The 16,601-nt window shown below is 65.7% G+C and carries 13 protein-coding genes; 2 read left to right on the top strand and 11 right to left on the bottom strand.

Annotated features, from left to right (window positions below; translation table 11 throughout):
* Positions 1–7: 7 nt before the first annotated feature.
* The gene (locus tag KHP60_RS07755; protein WP_213563336.1) at positions 8–2,170 is read right to left on the bottom strand and encodes a primosomal protein N'; all 2,163 of its coding nucleotides are present in this window, start codon (positions 2,168–2,170) and stop codon (positions 8–10) included.
* Positions 2,171–2,209: 39 nt separating this feature from the next.
* On the bottom strand, positions 2,210–2,830 hold the full coding sequence (locus KHP60_RS07760) for a bifunctional 2-polyprenyl-6-hydroxyphenol methylase/3-demethylubiquinol 3-O-methyltransferase UbiG (protein WP_213563337.1): 621 nt from the start codon (positions 2,828–2,830) through the stop codon (positions 2,210–2,212).
* A gap of 134 nt (positions 2,831–2,964) precedes the next feature.
* On the opposite strand from KHP60_RS07760, the gene KHP60_RS07765 reads away from it, so the two are divergent.
* Together KHP60_RS07765 and KHP60_RS07770 are read left to right on the top strand one after the other, a co-directional pair.
* Entirely contained in the window at positions 2,965–3,918 is a 954-nt protein-coding gene (locus tag KHP60_RS07765; protein WP_213563358.1) for a tyrosine recombinase XerC, read from the top strand.
* A 333-nt stretch (positions 3,919–4,251) separates the two neighbouring features.
* Positions 4,252–4,623 carry a hypothetical protein gene (locus KHP60_RS07770; RefSeq protein ID WP_213563338.1) on the top strand — a complete coding sequence of 124 codons (372 nt, stop codon included), beginning with the start codon at positions 4,252–4,254 and terminating at the stop codon, positions 4,621–4,623.
* 45 nt (positions 4,624–4,668) lie between these two features.
* On the opposite strand, the gene KHP60_RS07775 is transcribed toward KHP60_RS07770, so the two are convergent.
* The 9 genes from KHP60_RS07775 to zapE all read right to left on the bottom strand — a co-directional run bounded on the left by KHP60_RS07775 (position 4,669) and on the right by zapE (position 16,375).
* The gene (locus KHP60_RS07775) at positions 4,669–5,292 is read right to left on the bottom strand and encodes a thymidine kinase (protein WP_213563339.1); all 624 of its coding nucleotides are present in this window, start codon (positions 5,290–5,292) and stop codon (positions 4,669–4,671) included.
* A gap of 9 nt (positions 5,293–5,301) precedes the next feature.
* Entirely contained in the window at positions 5,302–6,702 is a 1,401-nt protein-coding gene (lpdA, locus tag KHP60_RS07780; RefSeq protein WP_213563340.1) for a dihydrolipoyl dehydrogenase, read from the bottom strand.
* 120 nt (positions 6,703–6,822) lie between these two features.
* Positions 6,823–8,109, bottom strand: a complete 1,287-nt coding sequence (odhB, locus tag KHP60_RS07785) for a 2-oxoglutarate dehydrogenase complex dihydrolipoyllysine-residue succinyltransferase (protein ID WP_213563341.1) — start codon at positions 8,107–8,109, stop codon at positions 6,823–6,825.
* A 66-nt stretch (positions 8,110–8,175) separates the two neighbouring features.
* Complete coding sequence (locus KHP60_RS07790; protein ID WP_213563342.1) at positions 8,176–11,136, bottom strand: 2-oxoglutarate dehydrogenase E1 component; 2,961 nt, start codon at positions 11,134–11,136, stop codon at positions 8,176–8,178.
* Between the two features lie 59 nt (positions 11,137–11,195).
* The gene (gene sucD, locus KHP60_RS07795; RefSeq protein ID WP_114768157.1) at positions 11,196–12,083 is read right to left on the bottom strand and encodes a succinate--CoA ligase subunit alpha; all 888 of its coding nucleotides are present in this window, start codon (positions 12,081–12,083) and stop codon (positions 11,196–11,198) included.
* 12 nt (positions 12,084–12,095) lie between these two features.
* Positions 12,096–13,295 (bottom strand): ADP-forming succinate--CoA ligase subunit beta, encoded by a 1,200-nt coding sequence (gene sucC, locus KHP60_RS07800; RefSeq protein WP_213563343.1) that lies wholly within the window; start codon positions 13,293–13,295, stop codon positions 12,096–12,098.
* Positions 13,296–13,369: 74 nt separating this feature from the next.
* Complete coding sequence (gene mdh / locus KHP60_RS07805; RefSeq protein ID WP_213563344.1) at positions 13,370–14,332, bottom strand: malate dehydrogenase; 963 nt, start codon at positions 14,330–14,332, stop codon at positions 13,370–13,372.
* A gap of 223 nt (positions 14,333–14,555) precedes the next feature.
* The gene (locus KHP60_RS07810; RefSeq protein ID WP_213563345.1) at positions 14,556–15,155 is read right to left on the bottom strand and encodes a TetR/AcrR family transcriptional regulator; all 600 of its coding nucleotides are present in this window, start codon (positions 15,153–15,155) and stop codon (positions 14,556–14,558) included.
* A gap of 26 nt (positions 15,156–15,181) precedes the next feature.
* Positions 15,182–16,375 carry a cell division protein ZapE gene (gene zapE / locus KHP60_RS07815; protein WP_311924688.1) on the bottom strand — a complete coding sequence of 398 codons (1,194 nt, stop codon included), beginning with the start codon at positions 16,373–16,375 and terminating at the stop codon, positions 15,182–15,184.
* Positions 16,376–16,601 lie beyond the last annotated feature (226 nt).

Here is a 16,601-nt window from a genome sequence, read left to right on the forward strand (position 1 = left end):
TGCTTGATCACAAAAAGCTCTGCGGATCCACGTCGATGGACACGCGGGTGTTGCCGCGGATCTTCGGGCAGCGGGCCATCCAGCCGCGCAGGTAAGCCTGAAGATCCACCTCCCGCTCGGTCTTCACCAGGAGCCGGAAGCGGTAGCGGCCACGGATCAGGGCGAGCGGCGCCTCGGCGGGACCGAGCACCGTGACGCCGGGCGGAGGCTCCGCCACGAGTGCCATGGCACGGGCATGGACCTCCGCCGCCTCGCGTTCGGCGGCTGAGACAATAAGGGATGCGAGGCGCCCGAACGGGGGCAGGCCCGCCATTTCGCGGACGCGGGTCTCCTCCTCGTAGAACCTCTCCGCATCGCCGGAAATCAGCGCCGCGATCACCGGATGGTCTGGCTGCCAGGTCTGGACCAGCGCCCGCCCGGGCTTCTCGCCGCGCCCGGCGCGGCCTGTGACCTGCTGGAGCATCTGGAACGTGCGCTCGGCGGCGCGCGGGTCGCCCGAGGTGAGGCCGATATCGGCATCGAGCACGCCCACCAGCGTCATGAGCGGAAAGTTGTGTCCCTTGGCCACGAGCTGCGTGCCGATGACGATATCGAACTCGCCCGCAGCGATGGCGGCGAGCTCCGCCCGCAATCGCTCCGTGCCGCCGGGAAAGTCGCTGGAGAGCACGATGCAGCGCTTATCCGGAAACAGCGCCGCCGCCTCCTCGGCGATCCGCTCGACGCCGGGGCCGCAGGGCACCAGCGAATCGACGCTGCCGCATTCGACGCAGGCCTGCGGCGTGCGCTCCACGTGACCGCAATGGTGGCACACGAGGGAGCGACGGAACCGGTGCTCCACCAGCCAGGAGGAGCAGTTCGGGCATTCGTAGCGATGGGCGCAGGCCCGGCAGAGGGTCAGCGGCGCATAGCCGCGCCGGTTGAGGAAGAGCAGCGCCTGCTCGCCGCGGGCGACCGTGCCCTCCACCGCCGACACCAGGGTCGGCGAGAGCCAGCGCCCTTTCGGAATGGGCTCCTTGCGCAGGTCCACGGCCCGGATCTGCGGCATGGAGCGCCCGCCGAATCGTTCGGGCAACTTCACATGGCGGTAGCGCCCGCGCTCCACGTTGACCCGGCTCTCGATGGAGGGCGTGGCGGAGGCCAGCACCACGGGAGCATTCTCGATCTTGCCGCGCACCACCGCCATGTCGCGGGCGTGGTAATGCACCCCGTCGTCCTGTTTGTAGGCCGTCTCGTGCTCCTCATCGACGATGACGAGGCCGAGATCCGCGTAAGGCAGGAACAGGGCCGACCGGGCGCCCGCCACCACCTTCACCTCGCCCGACGCGATGGCCGTATAAAGCCGTTCGCGTCTGCGGCCCGTGACGCCGGAATGCCAGGTTGCCGGCTTGACGCCGAAGCGGGCCGTGAACCGGTCGAGGAACTGAGCCGTGAGGGCGATTTCCGGCATGAGGATCAGAGCCTGACGCCCGGTCCCCAAGGCTTGAGCCACCGCCTCGAAATAGACCTCGGTCTTGCCGGAACCCGTCACGCCCTCGAGAAGGATCACGGGGGGATGCTCCTCGCCCATGGCGGCGACGATCTCATCCGCCGCCTCGCGCTGGCCGTCGGAGAGGGCCGTGTGGCCGAAGGCGGGATCGGGCATCTCGGCGACGGGCTCGGCCAGGAGCGCCACGGTTTCCAGAGTGCCCTCGTCGATGAGGCCGTCGACGACGCCGTTGCTCACGCCGGCCGCATGGGCCAGCTCGCTCTTGAGCCGCACGACCCCGTCCTGGGCAACGTCGACCACCTTCTGCCGCGCGGGCGTCATGCGCTTCGGCAGGGCGCCGGCCAGCTTCACGCCGACGCGGGCTACCTCCTGCCGGTCCGGATCGGGGATCTTGAGCCCCATGGCCAGCGCCGAGCCCTTGGGCGCCAGGGTGTACCAGGCGATCCAGTCCAGGAACTTGCGCATCTTCGGCGACAGGTTCGGCGCCTCGATGACCCCCGTCACCTTCTTGAGGTTCCCGCCCTGCCCCTCACGAAGCCCCCAGACGACGCCCGCCACCTCGCGGTTGGCGAGCGGCACCTGCACCACATCGCCCTCCTCCAGGGCGATGTGGTCCGGCACGGCATAGGAATAGGCCGTGTCGAGCGCCAGCGGGATGAGGACGTCGGCGATCTTGGCAGCCATCAGCGGAGGAGCATGAGCAACGGGGACATGGATGACAGCTTAGACCCGATTTTCCTTCTCGAAAGCAAGCATGGTCCAGCTCACGTCCCTGCGGCCGAGCATGTCGGCAAATTCATACTGCCGAAGAAGCATCAGCCCCCTTGATCGGGCCTGTGCGACCAGCGAATCGATGGGCACCTCGAACATCCGCCGCCCGGCGGGCACCGGCCCCTTGCGAACGGTCATGAACAGCCTCCCTCCGGGGACGATCAGCTCCGCAATCCGGGGCAAGGCGTGGCTTCGCTCGCGTTCGTCGAGATGCATCCACACGGCGGTCATCAGAATGAGATCGAACCGCTCGCCGCCGGCATGGACATGCGCCAGATCCGGCAGGCCATCGTCGATCCAGACGATGTGCGGGTCGGGATGGAGGCTCTGCGCACGGTTCCGCAATTCCGGCGTCGGCTCGACCGCATGAACCTCGAAGCCGCGCCGCGCCAGGGCCGCGGCATCGCGGCCGGTCCCAGCACCGATGTCGAGGGCCCTGCCCGTCTCCGGCAACAGCTCCAGCAGGGGGCGATACAGGTCGTCGAAGACGATGCTTTCATATGAATCGACGAGGCTGTCGGCCTGTTCGCCGTACCCGTCCGTTCCCGGAACGCTCTTTCCGTCTCGACTCACGCACCTTCTCCCCTGTCGGTCCCGTTTGACCAGGACATTACCTCATCAGGTCGCAACCGGTCTTCCGGACTTCACACTTTGGCAACATGGTGAGGGGATAGTGGGCCGTGGCCAATGCAAAGACCTTCTCTTCGATGCTCGATCTCGTCCTCCCCGGCGCGGACGACACCCGCCGCGAGGCGATGGCGTGGCTCGCCTCGCTCGCCAAGGAGCGGCGGCTCTCGGCGAAGACCGTCGAGGCCTATGCCCGGGATCTGCGTCAGTTCCTGGCTTTTCTGACCCATCATCTCGGCGAGCCGCCGAGCGTGAAAGGGATCCTTGGCCTGAAACCCCTCGACATCCGGGCGTTTCTCGCCGCCCGGCGGATGGATTCGGTCGGCAGCCGCTCGCTCATGCGCCAGCTCGCGGCCCTGCGCTCCTTTGCCCGCCATCTGGAGCGGGAGGGCCATGGCACGGCCTCGGCCTTTGCGGCGATCCGCACCCCGAAGGTGGACAAGAACCTGCCGCGCCCCCTCTCCGCCGCCTCGGCCGTCGCAGTGACGGATGCCGGGACGCGGGCGTCGGAGAACCGCAAGCCGTGGATCCTGGCGCGCGACGCCGCCGTGCTCTCCCTGCTCTACGGCGCGGGCCTGCGCATTTCGGAAGCGCTCGGGCTGCAGCGGCGCGATGCGCCGGTCGACGGGATCGATACGATCACGGTTACCGGCAAGGGCGGCAAGATGCGCAGCGTGCCGGTGATCTCAGCCATCCAGCGCGCCGTGGAGGAGTATCTGCAGCTCTGCCCGTATGCGACCCCGCCGGAGGGTCCGCTCTTCGTCGGGGCGCGGGGCGGTCCGCTCTCGCCGCGCATCATCCAGCTCGCCGTCGAGGAGTTGCGCGGCGCATTGGGTCTGCCGGACAGTGCCACGCCTCATGCCCTGCGCCACTCCTTCGCGACCCATCTCCTCGCCAAAGGCGGAGACCTGCGCGGCATCCAGGAGCTCCTGGGCCACGCCTCGCTCTCGACCACGCAGCTTTACACGAAGGTCGATGCGGCCCGTCTGATGGATGCGTTCAACGCGGCGCATCCGCGGGCAAGGGTGAAATGAACGGTCAGGCGCCATTCCGGGGCTGCGCGGCAGAACCCGGGATCGCCGGACGAATGTTTCGCTGAAATCCCTCCCCGTGCGGGAGAGGGCACATCGCAGGCGCCGGTGAGGACTGCACTCGACGCGGATGGCTCCGCAATCCTTCGCGCTATCCCGTCTCGGGAAGAGGGAGTCCTGGGAAGAGGGAGTTCAAAGTCTTGTTCTGCCTGCCGTCCGGATCGGATTGCGCCGTCCAGGATAGCAGCCCCCGATGATCCCAGTCTTTGCCTGCCTTGCCCTCATCCTGAGAGGATGGCCGCTCTCCTGCGCTCCCCATGTCCTCATCCTGAGAGGATGGCTTATCAATGGCCCGCACCCTTCGACGTCATCACCGGGCTTGTGCCGGTATCCCGATCCTATGGGGCGTGGCGCCTCACGGGCAGTATGGCCGGCATGACGCCGGATCAGCCGCAGCCTTCCACCCCCTCCAACGTCATCACCGGGCTTGTGCCGGTGATCCCGATCGGAAAGGCACAGCGCTCTTCACATCGGGATGGCCGGGTCAAGCCCGGCCATGACGGGGGAGAGCTGGCCATGACGGCAGAGGGAGTGTCATGCCCGGTCGAGGAGGACAAAGCCACGGAAAAGGAAGGGGATCCGCAGGTCGAGATGCGGGTGAATCCCCTGGCCAGCCTGCGGCCGCCGGGGATGGCACGCACCCGATGACGCGCAGGATGACCGTGTCCTGCTCGCTCAGAGCGAAGGCGGCCCTTACTCGGCCGCCAGGGGCTGGGCGAGCAGCTGCCGAGCGGCGGGGCCGATGTCGCCTCGCGTCCAATGGGGGCGGCAGACGGAGACGTAGCGGCCCTCGCCGCCGATCTCGACGACTTCGCCCGAGCGCACGGCCTCGCCGTTGCGGTCGTATTTCAGGATCATCGTGGCCTTGCGGCCGCAATGGCAGAGCTGCTTGATCTCCTGAAAATCGTCGGCGAGGGCCATCAACGCGACGATCGCGTCGCTGAACAGCGTGCCGTAGACATTGTTCTTGAGCCCATAGGCCATCACCGGAACTTTCAGCTCGTCGACGATCCAGGCCAGCTGGCGGATCTGGTCCGCCGTCATGAACTGGACCTCGTCGATGAGCACCGCCGTGACCGGCTTCTTCTCATGCTCCGCCGCCACGATGGCGCCGATGGCGTCTTCCTTCCGCAGCGGGATGGCCTCGGCTTCGAGGCCGAGGCGCGACTTGACCTTGCCGATCCCGAAGCGGTCGTCGATCACACTCGTGAATAGCAGCACGTGGCCGCCGTTCTCGATGTAATTGTAGCGAACCTGCAGGAGATGGGTGGTCTTGCCTGCATTCATCACCGAGTAGAGGAAGTGGAGCTTTGCCATCCGGCGATCCTACATGTGGATCGCGCGCTTTTCGACCGCGAGCGCCGCCTCCTTCACAGCTTCCGCGAGCGTCGGATGCGCGTGGCAGGTGCGGGCCATGTCCTCGGAGGATCCGCCGAACTCCATGGTGATCGCCGCCTCGTGGATCAGGTTGCCGGCTTCCGGGCCGATGATGTGGACGCCCAGGACCTTGTCGGTCGTCGCATCGGCCAGGATCTTCACGAAGCCGTCCGTGGTGCGGTTGACCTTGGCGCGACCGTTGGCCGTGAAGGGGAACTTGCCGACGTTGTAGGCGACGCCCGCGCTCTTGAGCTCCTCCTCGGTCCTGCCGATGGAGGCGACCTCCGGGAACGTGTAGACCACGCTCGGGATCACGTCGTAATTCACGTGGCCCGCCTTGCCGGCAATGATTTCCGCAACGGCAACACCCTCGTCCTCGGCCTTGTGGGCGAGCATGGGGCCGGCGATCACATCGCCGATGGCGTAGATGCCGGTGACATTGGTGGAGAAATGCGCGTCCGTCTGGATGCGGCCGCGATTGTCGAGCTGGACGCCCACGTGATCGAGGCCGAGGCCCTGCGTGTAAGGCACCCGGCCGATGGCAACCAGCACCACATCGGCCTCGATGGTCTCAGGGTTGCCGCCGGCGGCGGGCTCGAAGGTGAGCGTCGCGCCCGTGGCCGTCTTTTCCACCTTGGTGACCTTGGAGCCGAGCTTGAACTGGAAGCCCTGCTTCCCCAGGATGCGCTGGAAGTTCTTGGCGACCTCGCCATCCATGCCGGGCAGGATGCGGTCGAGATATTCCACCACCGTCACCTCGGAGCCGAGGCGGCGCCACACGGAGCCGAGCTCCAGGCCGATGACGCCGGCGCCGATAACCACGAGGCGCTTCGGCACGCTCTCGAGTTCGAGCGCGCCCGTGGAGGACACCACGACCTTTTCGTCGATCTCGATGCCGGGAAGGCGCGTCACGTCGGAGCCTGTGGCGATGACGATGTTCTTCGTCTCGAGCATCTGGTTCGAGCCGTCCTCGCCCGTCACCTCGACCTGGCCGACGGCCGCGATGCGGGCGGTGCCGATGAAGGCGTCGATCTTGTTCTTCTTGAGCAGGAACTCGACGCCCTTGGTGTTGCCGTCGACGCCTTCCTGCTTGAAGGCCTGCATGGTCTTGAGGTCGAGCGTCGGCGCGCTGACACCGATGCCGAGGCCGGCGAAATGATCGCGCGCATCCTCGAACATGTGCGAGGCATGCAGCAGCGCCTTCGACGGGATGCAGCCCACGTTGAGGCAGGTGCCGCCATGGGTCTTGCGCTTTTCGACGACGGCGGTCTTCAGGCCGAGCTGGGCGGCCCGGATGGCGGCCACATAGCCGCCGGGGCCGGTGCCGATGACGATGACATCGTAGGACATTGCTTGTCTCCACTTAACGGCATGCCCGGAGGTGATCCGGGCATCCACGTCTTTAGCGTTGCGTTTGAAGGCGTGGATGCCCGGGAGAACCCGGCCATGACGCTGAAGGGATTGTTGCTCTTAGAGATCGAGAACGAGGCGGGCCGGATCTTCCAGCGCCTCCTTGACCCGCACGAGGAAGGTCACGGCTTCCTTGCCGTCGACGATGCGGTGATCGTAGGAGAGCGCGAGGTACATCATCGGGCGCACCACGACCTGGCCGTTGCGGACGACCGGACGGTCCTCGATGCGGTGCATGCCGAGAATGCCCGATTGAGGCGCGTTGAGGATCGGCGTCGACATCAGCGAACCGTAGATGCCGCCGTTGGTGATGGTGAAGGTGCCGCCCTGCATCTCGTCGATGGTGAGCTTGCCGTCGCGGGCGCGGCGGCCGAAATCGGCGATCGTCTTCTCGATGCCGGCAACCGAGAGCTGGTCCGCGTCGCGCACCACGGGAACCACGAGGCCCTTCTCAGTGCCGACCGCGATGCCGATGTGGTAGTAGTTCTTGTAGACGAGGTCCTGCCCGTCGATCTCGGCGTTCACGGCCGGAACGTCCTTGAGAGCCTGGATCACGGCCTTGGTGAAGAAGCCCATGAAGCCGAGCTTGGTGCCGTGCTTCTTCTCGAACACGTCCTTGTACTGGCTGCGGAGCTGCATCACCGCGCCCATGTCCACGTCGTTGAACGTGGTGAGCATGGCGGCGGTGTTCTGCGCATCCTTCAGGCGGCGCGCGATGGTCTGGCGCAGCTTGGTCATCTTCACGCGCTCTTCGCGCTCGGCGTCGACCGGTGCGGAGGGCGCGCGCACCTGAACCGGGGCAGAAGGCGCGGGAGCCGCAGCGCCGCCCGTGGCGATGGCGGCAAGCATGTCGCCCTTGGTGACGCGGCCGTCCTTGCCGGAACCAGCGACACCGGTCGGACTCACACCGCTCTCGGCCGCAAGGCGGGCCACCGCCGGGCCGTGATCCTTGGCCGCGCCGGGAGCCGCCTGTGCGGGCGCCGCAGCAGCAGGGGCCGGAGCGGGAGCCGGGGCCGGAGCGGGAGCCGGGGCCGGAGCGGGAGCCGGGGCCGGAGCCGCCTTGGGGGCCTCGGCCTTCGCAGCGGGAGCCGGAGTTGCCGCCGCCGCGCCGCCCTCGACGATGGAGCCGAGCACCGCGCCGGGGCTGACCGTCTCGCCGTCCTTGGCGACGATGTCGCCGAGCGTGCCGCTCGCGGGAGCGTTGACCTCGAGCGTCACCTTGTCGGTCTCGAGCTCCAGCACGGGCTCGTCGGCCTTCACGGGATCGCCGGGCTTCTTGAACCAGCGGCCGATGGTGGCCTCTGACACGGATTCGCCAAGGGTGGGTACGCGGATTTCGGTTGCCATGGTCGTCTTTGGGTCTTGCGGGACTCTGTCGAGCCCCTCGGAGTCGGGTGAGAGCTGTCGCGGTTTTTAAGCCGCGAAAGCCTCGTCGAGGAAGGCCTGCAATTGGGCCGTGTGCTTGGACATGAGGCCGGTGGCGGTAGCGGCGGAGGCGGGGCGGCCCACATAGCGCGGGCGATCCACCTTCGAACCGGCGGTCTTGAGCACCCATTCGAGATAGGGCTCGACGAAGGTCCAGGAACCCATGTTCTTGGGCTCTTCCTGGCACCACACCACGTCGGCCTTCTTGAAACGGGAGAGCTCGGCGGCCACCGACTTCGCCGGGAACGGATAGAGCTGCTCGACGCGCAGCAGGTAGACATCGTCGATGCCCCGCTTTTCACGCTCCTCGAGAAGGTCGTAATAGACCTTGCCCGTGCAGATCACCACGCGCCGGATCTTCTCGTCCTTCACCAGCTTGAAGCCCTCGCGCCCGGCTTGAGCATCGTCCTGCAGCACGCGATGGAAATGCGTACCCTCTGCGATGTCGGCGATGGTGGAGGTGCAGCGCTTGTGGCGCAGCAAGGACTTCGGTGTCATCAGGATCAGCGGCTTGCGGAAGTCGCGCTTGAGCTGACGGCGCAGGATGTGGAAGTAGTTCGACGGCGTCGAGCAGTAACCAACCTGCATGTTGTCCTCGGCGCACATCTGCAGCCAGCGCTCCAGGCGAGCGGAGGAGTGCTCCGGACCCTGGCCCTCGTAGCCGTGCGGCAGCAGGCAGACGAGACCCGACATGCGCAGCCACTTGCGCTCGCCCGACGAGATGAACTGGTCGAACACCACCTGCGCGCCGTTGGCGAAGTCGCCGAACTGCGCCTCCCACAGGGTCAGCGCGTTGGGCTCGGAGAGGGTGTAGCCGTATTCGAAGCCGAGCACCGCCTCTTCCGACAGCATCGAGTTGATGACCTCGTAGCGGGCCTGATTTTCCGAAATGTGGTTGAGGTTGGTGTAGCGCTCCTCGTTCTCCTGGTCGATGAGCACGGAGTGGCGCGACGAGAAGGTGCCGCGCTCCACGTCCTGACCGGAGAGGCGCACGCGATGGCCTTCGAGCAGGAGCGAACCGAAGGCGAGCGCCTCGGCCATGGCCCAGTCGAACCCCTCGCCCGTCTCCAGCATCTTCTTGCGGTTGTCGAGGAAGCGCTGGATCGTGCGGTGGAGGTGGAAGCCCTCCGGGATCGTGGTGAGCGCCTTGCCGATCTGCTGCAGGGTCTCGACCGACACGCCGGTCTGGCCGCGACGCGGATCGTCCTGATCCTCGCGCACCGCCTTGAGGCCGGACCAGCGCCCGTCGAGCCAGTCCGCCTTGTTGGGCTTGTAGTTGGCCGCGATGTCGAACTCGGCGTCGAGCTTCGAGCGCCAGCTCGACTTCATCTCCTCGACCTCGGCCTCGGTGACGACGCCCTCAGTGACGAGCTTCTTGGAGTAGAGCTCCACAATGGCCGGATGGGACCGGATCTTGCGGTACATGAGCGGCTGGGTGAACGCCGGCTCGTCGCCCTCGTTGTGGCCGAAGCGGCGGTAGCAGAACATGTCGATGACGACGGGCTTCTGGAAGCGCTGGCGGTATTCCGCCGCCACCTTCGCGGCGAACACGACGGCTTCCGGATCGTCGCCGTTCACGTGGAAGATCGGCGCCTCGACCATCTTGGCCACGTCCGACGGATAAGGCGAGGAGCGGGAGAAGCGCGGATCGGTGGTGAAGCCGATCTGGTTGTTGATGATGAAGTGGATCGAGCCGCCGGTGCGGTGACCGCGTAGACCCGACAACCCAAGGCACTCCGCCACCACGCCCTGGCCCGCGAAGGCCGCGTCGCCGTGGATGAGAAGCGGCATGACGGCGCCGCGGTTCTCGGGCGTGCAGCCGTGCTGGTCCTGCTTGGCGCGGACCTTGCCGAGCACCACCGGATCGACGATCTCGAGATGCGACGGGTTCGCGGTCAGCGACAGGTGGACGTTGTTGCCGTCGAAGGTGCGGTCGGAGGATGCGCCGAGGTGGTACTTCACGTCCCCCGAGCCTTCCACGTCGTCGGGCGCGAAGGAGCCGCCCTTGAACTCGTGGAACAGCGCCCGGTGCGGCTTGCCCATCACCTGGGTGAGCACGTTGAGGCGGCCGCGATGGGCCATGCCGAGCACGATCTCCTTCACGCCGAGATTGCCGCCGCGCTTGATGATCTGCTCGAGCGCCGGGATGAGCGACTCGCCGCCGTCGAGGCCGAAGCGCTTGGTGCCGGTGTAGCGGACATCCAGGAACTTCTCGAAGCCTTCTGCCTCGACGAGCTTGTTGAGGATCGCGCGCTTGCCTTCCTTGGTGAAGGTGATCTCCTTGTCCGGCCCCTCGATGCGCTCCTGGATCCAGGCCTTCTCGACCGGATCGGAGATGTGCATGAACTCGACGCCGAGGGTCTGGCAATAGGTACGCTCGAGGATCGCGACGATTTCGCGGATCGTGCCGAACTCGAGGCCGAGCACGTTGTCGAGGAAGACCTTGCGGTCCCAGTCGGCTTCCGTGAAGCCGTAATGGGACGGATGCAGCTCCTGGTCGTTCGGGCGCGGATTGATGTCGAGCGGATCGAGTTTCGCATGCAGGTGGCCGCGCACGCGGTAGGCGCGGATCAGCATGATGGCGCGAATGGAGTCGCGGGTCGCCTGCTGCACGTCGATCTGGCTGATCTCCACGCCCTTGGCTTCGGCTTTCGCCTTGATCTTGTCGCCGACGGCCTTCTCGACCTGGGCCCAGTTGCCGTCCAGCGCCGAGACGAGCTCGCCGTTGGCATGGATCGGCCAGTTCGGCTTTTCCCAGGACGGACCGTTGGCCGCCTTCTCGACAGCCTGCTTGTCGTCCTTCAGGGCGCCGAAGAATGCCTGCCACTCGGCATCGACCGAGGCGGGATCCTTCTCATAGCGGGCCTGAAGATCCTCGATATAGGATGCGTTCGCCCCATACAGGAAAGCCGTGTTCAGGAAGTTCTGGTTGGCGTCTTGGCGTGCCATGGCAATCTACAATCCAAAAGCTGTTTGGCCGCTCCGACAATCGGGGCGGCCGTTTCTCGTTATTGACCCTTGAGGACCTCGACGAGGGTCTTGCCGAGGCGCGCCGGCGACGGCGACACGCGGATTCCCGCGGCCTCCATGGCGGCGATCTTGTCCTCGGCACCGCCCTTGCCGCCGGAGATGATGGCGCCGGCATGGCCCATGCGGCGTCCGGGAGGAGCCGTGCGGCCGGCGATGAAGCCGACCATCGGCTTCTTGCGGCCCTTCTTGGCCTCGCGGGCGATGAACTCAGCCGCCTCTTCCTCGGCCGAGCCGCCGATCTCGCCGATCATGACGATCGACTCGGTCTTGGGATCGGAGAGGAACATGTCGAGCATCTCGATGAACTCGGTGCCCTTCACGGGGTCGCCGCCGATGCCGACCGCCGTGGTCTGGCCGAGGCCTTCATTGGTGGTCTGGAACACGGCCTCGTAGGTGAGCGTGCCGGAGCGCGACACGATGCCGACGGAGCCGGGCTTGAAGATGTTGGCCGGCATGATGCCGATCTTCGACTCGCCCGCCGTGACGATGCCGGGGCAGTTCGGGCCGATGAGGCGCGACTTCGAGCCTTCGAGGGCCCGCTTCACGCGCACCATATCGAGCACCGGAATGCCTTCCGTGATGCAGACGATGAGCGGGATCTCGGCCTGGATCGCCTCGCAGATGGCGTCGGCTGCGCCCGGAGGCGGAACGTACACGACCGAGGCATCGGCGCCGGTCTTCTCGCGCGCTTCCATGACCGTGTCGAAGACGGGCAGGTTCAGGTGCGTGGAGCCGCCTTTGCCGGGCGAGGTGCCGCCGACCATCTTGGTCCCGTAGGCGATGGCCTGCTCGGAATGGAAGGTCCCGTTCTTGCCGGTGAAGCCCTGGCAGATGACCTTGGTGTTCTTGTCGATGAGGATGGACATCAGCTCGAAACCTTACTTTCCGCCGCGCACGGCGTTCACGATCTTCTGGGCGGCGTCGTCGAGGTCGTCCGCCGGGATCACGTTGAGGCCGGATTCGCGGATGATCTGCTTGCCCTCTTCCACGTTGGTGCCCTCGAGGCGCACCACCAGCGGAACCTGCAGGCCGACCGTCTTCACCGCGGCGATCACGCCGCGGGCGATGACGTCGCACTTCATGATGCCGCCGAAGATGTTGACGAGGATGCCCTTCACGTTCGGGTCGGCGGTGATGATCTTGAACGCCGCCGTCACCTTCTCCTCGGACGCGCCGCCGCCGACATCCAAAAAGTTCGCCGGCTCCTCGCCGTAGAGCTTGATGATGTCGAGCGTCGCCATGGCGAGGCCGGCGCCGTTCACCATGCAGCCGATGGTGCCGTCGAGCGCGATATAGGCGAGGTCGTACTTGGAGGCCTCGATTTCCTTCTCGTCCTCCTCGGTGATGTCACGCAGGGCGATCACGTCGGGGTGACGGTAGAGGGCGTTGCCGTCGAAGGAGATCTTGGCGTCGAGACACTTGAGGTGCTGGTCCTTGGTGATGATCAGCGGGTTGATCTCCAGCATCTCCATGTCCTTCGCGATGAAGGCCGTGTAGAGCTTGGTCACCAGGTCCTCGGCTTCCTTGGCGAGCGCACCTTTAAGTCCCAGCGCCTTGGCGACCGTGCGGCCGTGGTGAGGCATCACGCCGGTGGCCGGATCGACGGAGAACGTCAGGATCTTCTCAGGGGTGTCGTGAGCGACCTGCTCGATGTCCATGCCGCCTTCCGTCGAGACGACGAACGCGACCTGGCCGGTGGCGCGGTCGACGAGCATGGAGAGATAGAGCTCGGTGTCGATGTCGGAGCCGTCCTCGATATAAAGACGGTTCACCTGCTTGCCGGCCTCCCCGGTCTGGATCGTCACCAGGGTGTTGCCGAGCATCTGCTGAGCAAACTGCTTCACCTCGTCGATGGACTTGGCGAGACGCACGCCGCCCTTCTCGCCGGCGGCGGCTTCCTTGAACTTGCCCTTGCCGCGGCCGCCCGCATGGATCTGGGACTTCACGACCCAGAGCGGGCCGCCGAGTTCCTTGGCCGCAGCCTCCGCCTCGTCGGCGGAGAAGATGGCCTTGCCGCGGGAGACAGGCAGGCCGAATTCCTTCAGGACTGCTTTGCCTTGATATTCATGGATGTTCATTCGTTTCTCTCCGCATCAGCGGTTGAAGGCGTCGTGCCCGGGCCGAGCCCGGCCATGACGCCTTTGAGGAATCTTTAGGCGAGAGCCGAGTTGATCTGCTTGCAGGCGTCGACGAGGCCCTGCACCGAAGCGACGGACTTCTCAAACATGGCCTTCTCGTCGGCGGAGAACTCGACCTCGACGATGCGCTCGACGCCGTTCTCTCCGATCACGATTGGAACGCCCACGAACATGTCCTTCACGCCGTATTGGCCGTTCAGGTAGGCCGCGCAGGGGAGAACGCGCTTCTTGTCCTTGAGGTAGCTCTCGGCCATCGCGATCGCCGACGCGGCGGGTGCGTAGAAGGCGGAGCCGGTCTTGAGCAGGTTGACGATCTCGCCGCCGCCCTTGCGGGTGCGCTCGACCATGGCGTCGAGCTTCTCCTGGGAGGTCCAGCCCATCTTCACGAGGTCGGGCAGCGGAACGCCGGCAACCGTGGAATAGCGCACCAGCGGCACCATGTCGTCGCCGTGGCCGCCGAGCACGAAGGCGGTCACGTCCTCGACCGACACGTTGAACTCCTCCGCCAGGAAGTGACGGAATCGGGCCGAGTCCAGCACGCCAGCCATGCCGACGATCTTTTCCGGCTTCAGGCCGGAGAACTTCTGGAGCGCCCACACCATGGCGTCGAGCGGGTTGGTGATGCAGATGACGAAGGCGTTCGGGGCATATTGCTTGATGCCATTGCCGACCGCTTCCATGACCTTCAGGTTGATGCCGATCAGGTCGTCGCGGCTCATGCCGGGCTTGCGCGGCACGCCGGCGGTGACGATGATCACGTCGGCACCTTCGATGGCGGAGTAGTCGTTCGCACCCTTGTACTTCGCGTCGAACCCGTCGACCGGCGCGGATTCCGCGATGTCGAGACCTTTGCCCTGGGGGATGCCTTCCGCGATGTCGAAGAGAACGACGTCGCCGAGTTCCTTCAAGCCGACGAGATGGGCGAGGGTTCCGCCGATCTGGCCTGCACCGATGAGCGCGATCTTTTTCCGGGCCATGGTCTGTCCTTGGTTTTTGGCATGAGCCTTTTTGAGGTGGCGCTGTTTGCCATGAGAGATGGGCCGTCATCAAGCGACCAAAAGGTTAACAGGCGGGGCTTTGCGCCTTCACAAAAGACTCGACAAGCTTAACGGTTCGAAAATACTTCGCTTTTACAGCAGCTTGATCCACCAGGACGGTTCTGAATTTTTCCGTTACATTTTTCTGATTTTGTAACTGACGTTACACGCTACCGTTCGCCAGTGCCCGAAGAATGACCCGGATCATAGTGGCGAGACGCTGGTCGAGGATGTCCTGGGGCACCTCCGCATCGAGCCGAACGGTGAGCGGGTTGATGAAGCGATACACGGAATCCGTGATGAAGGCATGGGCCTTCTCCCGGTCCCGGGGATCGAACTTGCCCGTCGTGATCCCTTCGTCCAGCACCCGCTCGATCAGCAGGCGCATCCGGGAACGGTGCTTGCGGATGAGAGGACGTGCCGTCTCGGTGGCCGTGCAATAGACGTCGAAGAGGTGCCGGTCCGCTTTCAGGAGGTCCCGATGGACCCGTGCCCAGGCCTGAATCAGCCGTTCCAGCTTGTCGTCGGCCGGATCAGGGGAATCCGCGATGTCTGCAATGGTCGCTTCCATCCGGCGCAGCCATTGCCCGGCGACCGCATCGATGAGGGCCGCCTTGTTGGCGAAATAGCGATAGACATTGGCGTGGGTCATGCCGGCCGCGTCGGCAATGCCGACGACCGTGACGTGCTTGGGCCCGAATTCCTTGAGCTGATCGGCCGCGATGGCGAGAAGCCGGGTATCGGCTGGAGCGGTCTCCGCCATCCTCAGCGATCCCCCGGATGGCCGCTTCATGTCTCGGCGAGCCCCGTCGTGCTGCCCGAGGCTTCTGAGTCCGAGCGGCCGTGCGGCAGGGACAAGTACTCCTCGGAGCGCATCTCGATGAGGCGGGACACGGTACGGTCGAACTCGAAGGCCTCACGGCCGGTATCGGCGTGATAGAGTTCCGGCGCCTCGGCCTCGGCAGAGGCCAGGAGCTTCACATGGGCATCGTAGAGGGCATCGATGAGCATGATGAAGCGCTTCGCCTCGTTGCGACGCTCGAACGACATCGTCGGGATGTTCTCCAGGACGATCGTATGAAACTCCTCGGCGACGGCGAGGTAATCGGCGGCCCCAAGCGGTTTGGAGCAGAGATCCTCGAAGGAGAACCGCGCCACGCCGCCCGCGGCCTGCGGCACCTCGACCGGATGCCCCTTGACGGTCAGGGTCAGGGGCTTGCCCTGCTCGCGGCCTGTCAGGCTCTTGAAGGCGCGGGTGAGCGCCGCACGGGAGTGCTCGTCGGCCGGCGTATGGAAGACCGGGCTACCCGCCAGCTTCTCGAGCCGGAAATCGGTGCGGGACTCGAGCTTCACCACCGCCATCCGCTCCTGCAGCAGCCCGATGAAGGGCAGGAAGAGCGAGCGGTTGAGGCCGCCTTCATAGAGCCGGTCGGGTTCCACGTTGGAGGTGGCGACCACCACCACGCCACGGGCGAAGAGAGCCGTGAACAGGCGCCCCAGGATCATCGCATCCGCGATGTCCGTGACGGTGAACTCGTCGAAGCACAGGACCCAGGCTTGGTCGGCCAGCGCTTCTGCCACGGGACCGATGGGGTCGTCGCCGGAGACCTCTCCGATTTTCAGCCTCTGCCGGTACTCGTGGATGCGCTCGTGCACATCGACCATGAAAGCGTGGAAATGGACCCGGCGCTTGCGCCGCACCGGCAGCGCCTCGAAGAACAGGTCCATCAGCATGGTCTTGCCGCGTCCAACCGAGCCCCAGACATAGAGGCCTTTCGGGGGCGCAGCGCTCTTCTTGCCGAAGAGCCAGCCGAGCGCGCTTGGCTTTCGGGCCAGGCGGTGGTTGGCCAGGCTCCCTGCGAGTGCCTCGAGTCGCTTGAGCAGGGCCACCTGCGCCGGATCGCGTTCGATGGCGCCCGACGCGACCAGGGCGTTGTAGCGGGCCGTGATGGATTGAGGCGAGGAAAAGGAGGTGTCGTTCACCGGATGACCGATACCGCCCCCCGCCCTGGAGCGCAAACGTCTTCGGGCCGGTTGCCGTGAAAAACAGCCTGTCCTAAGCTCGACTTTGGCCAATCAGGCTGCTCGGCAGAGTGCGTAGACCAGGCATTGCTGAAGTGCCCGCGAGGGTTTTGGTGTTTTGTTCCGATGTTGGGACGTGAGGAAACCCGTTTCACGCCAGATATCCCGCCGCACGGCGGCTAGCGCA

The sequence above is a fragment of the Microvirga sp. 3-52 genome (assembly GCF_018383585.1).
Lineage (GTDB): Bacteria > Pseudomonadota > Alphaproteobacteria > Rhizobiales > Beijerinckiaceae > Microvirga.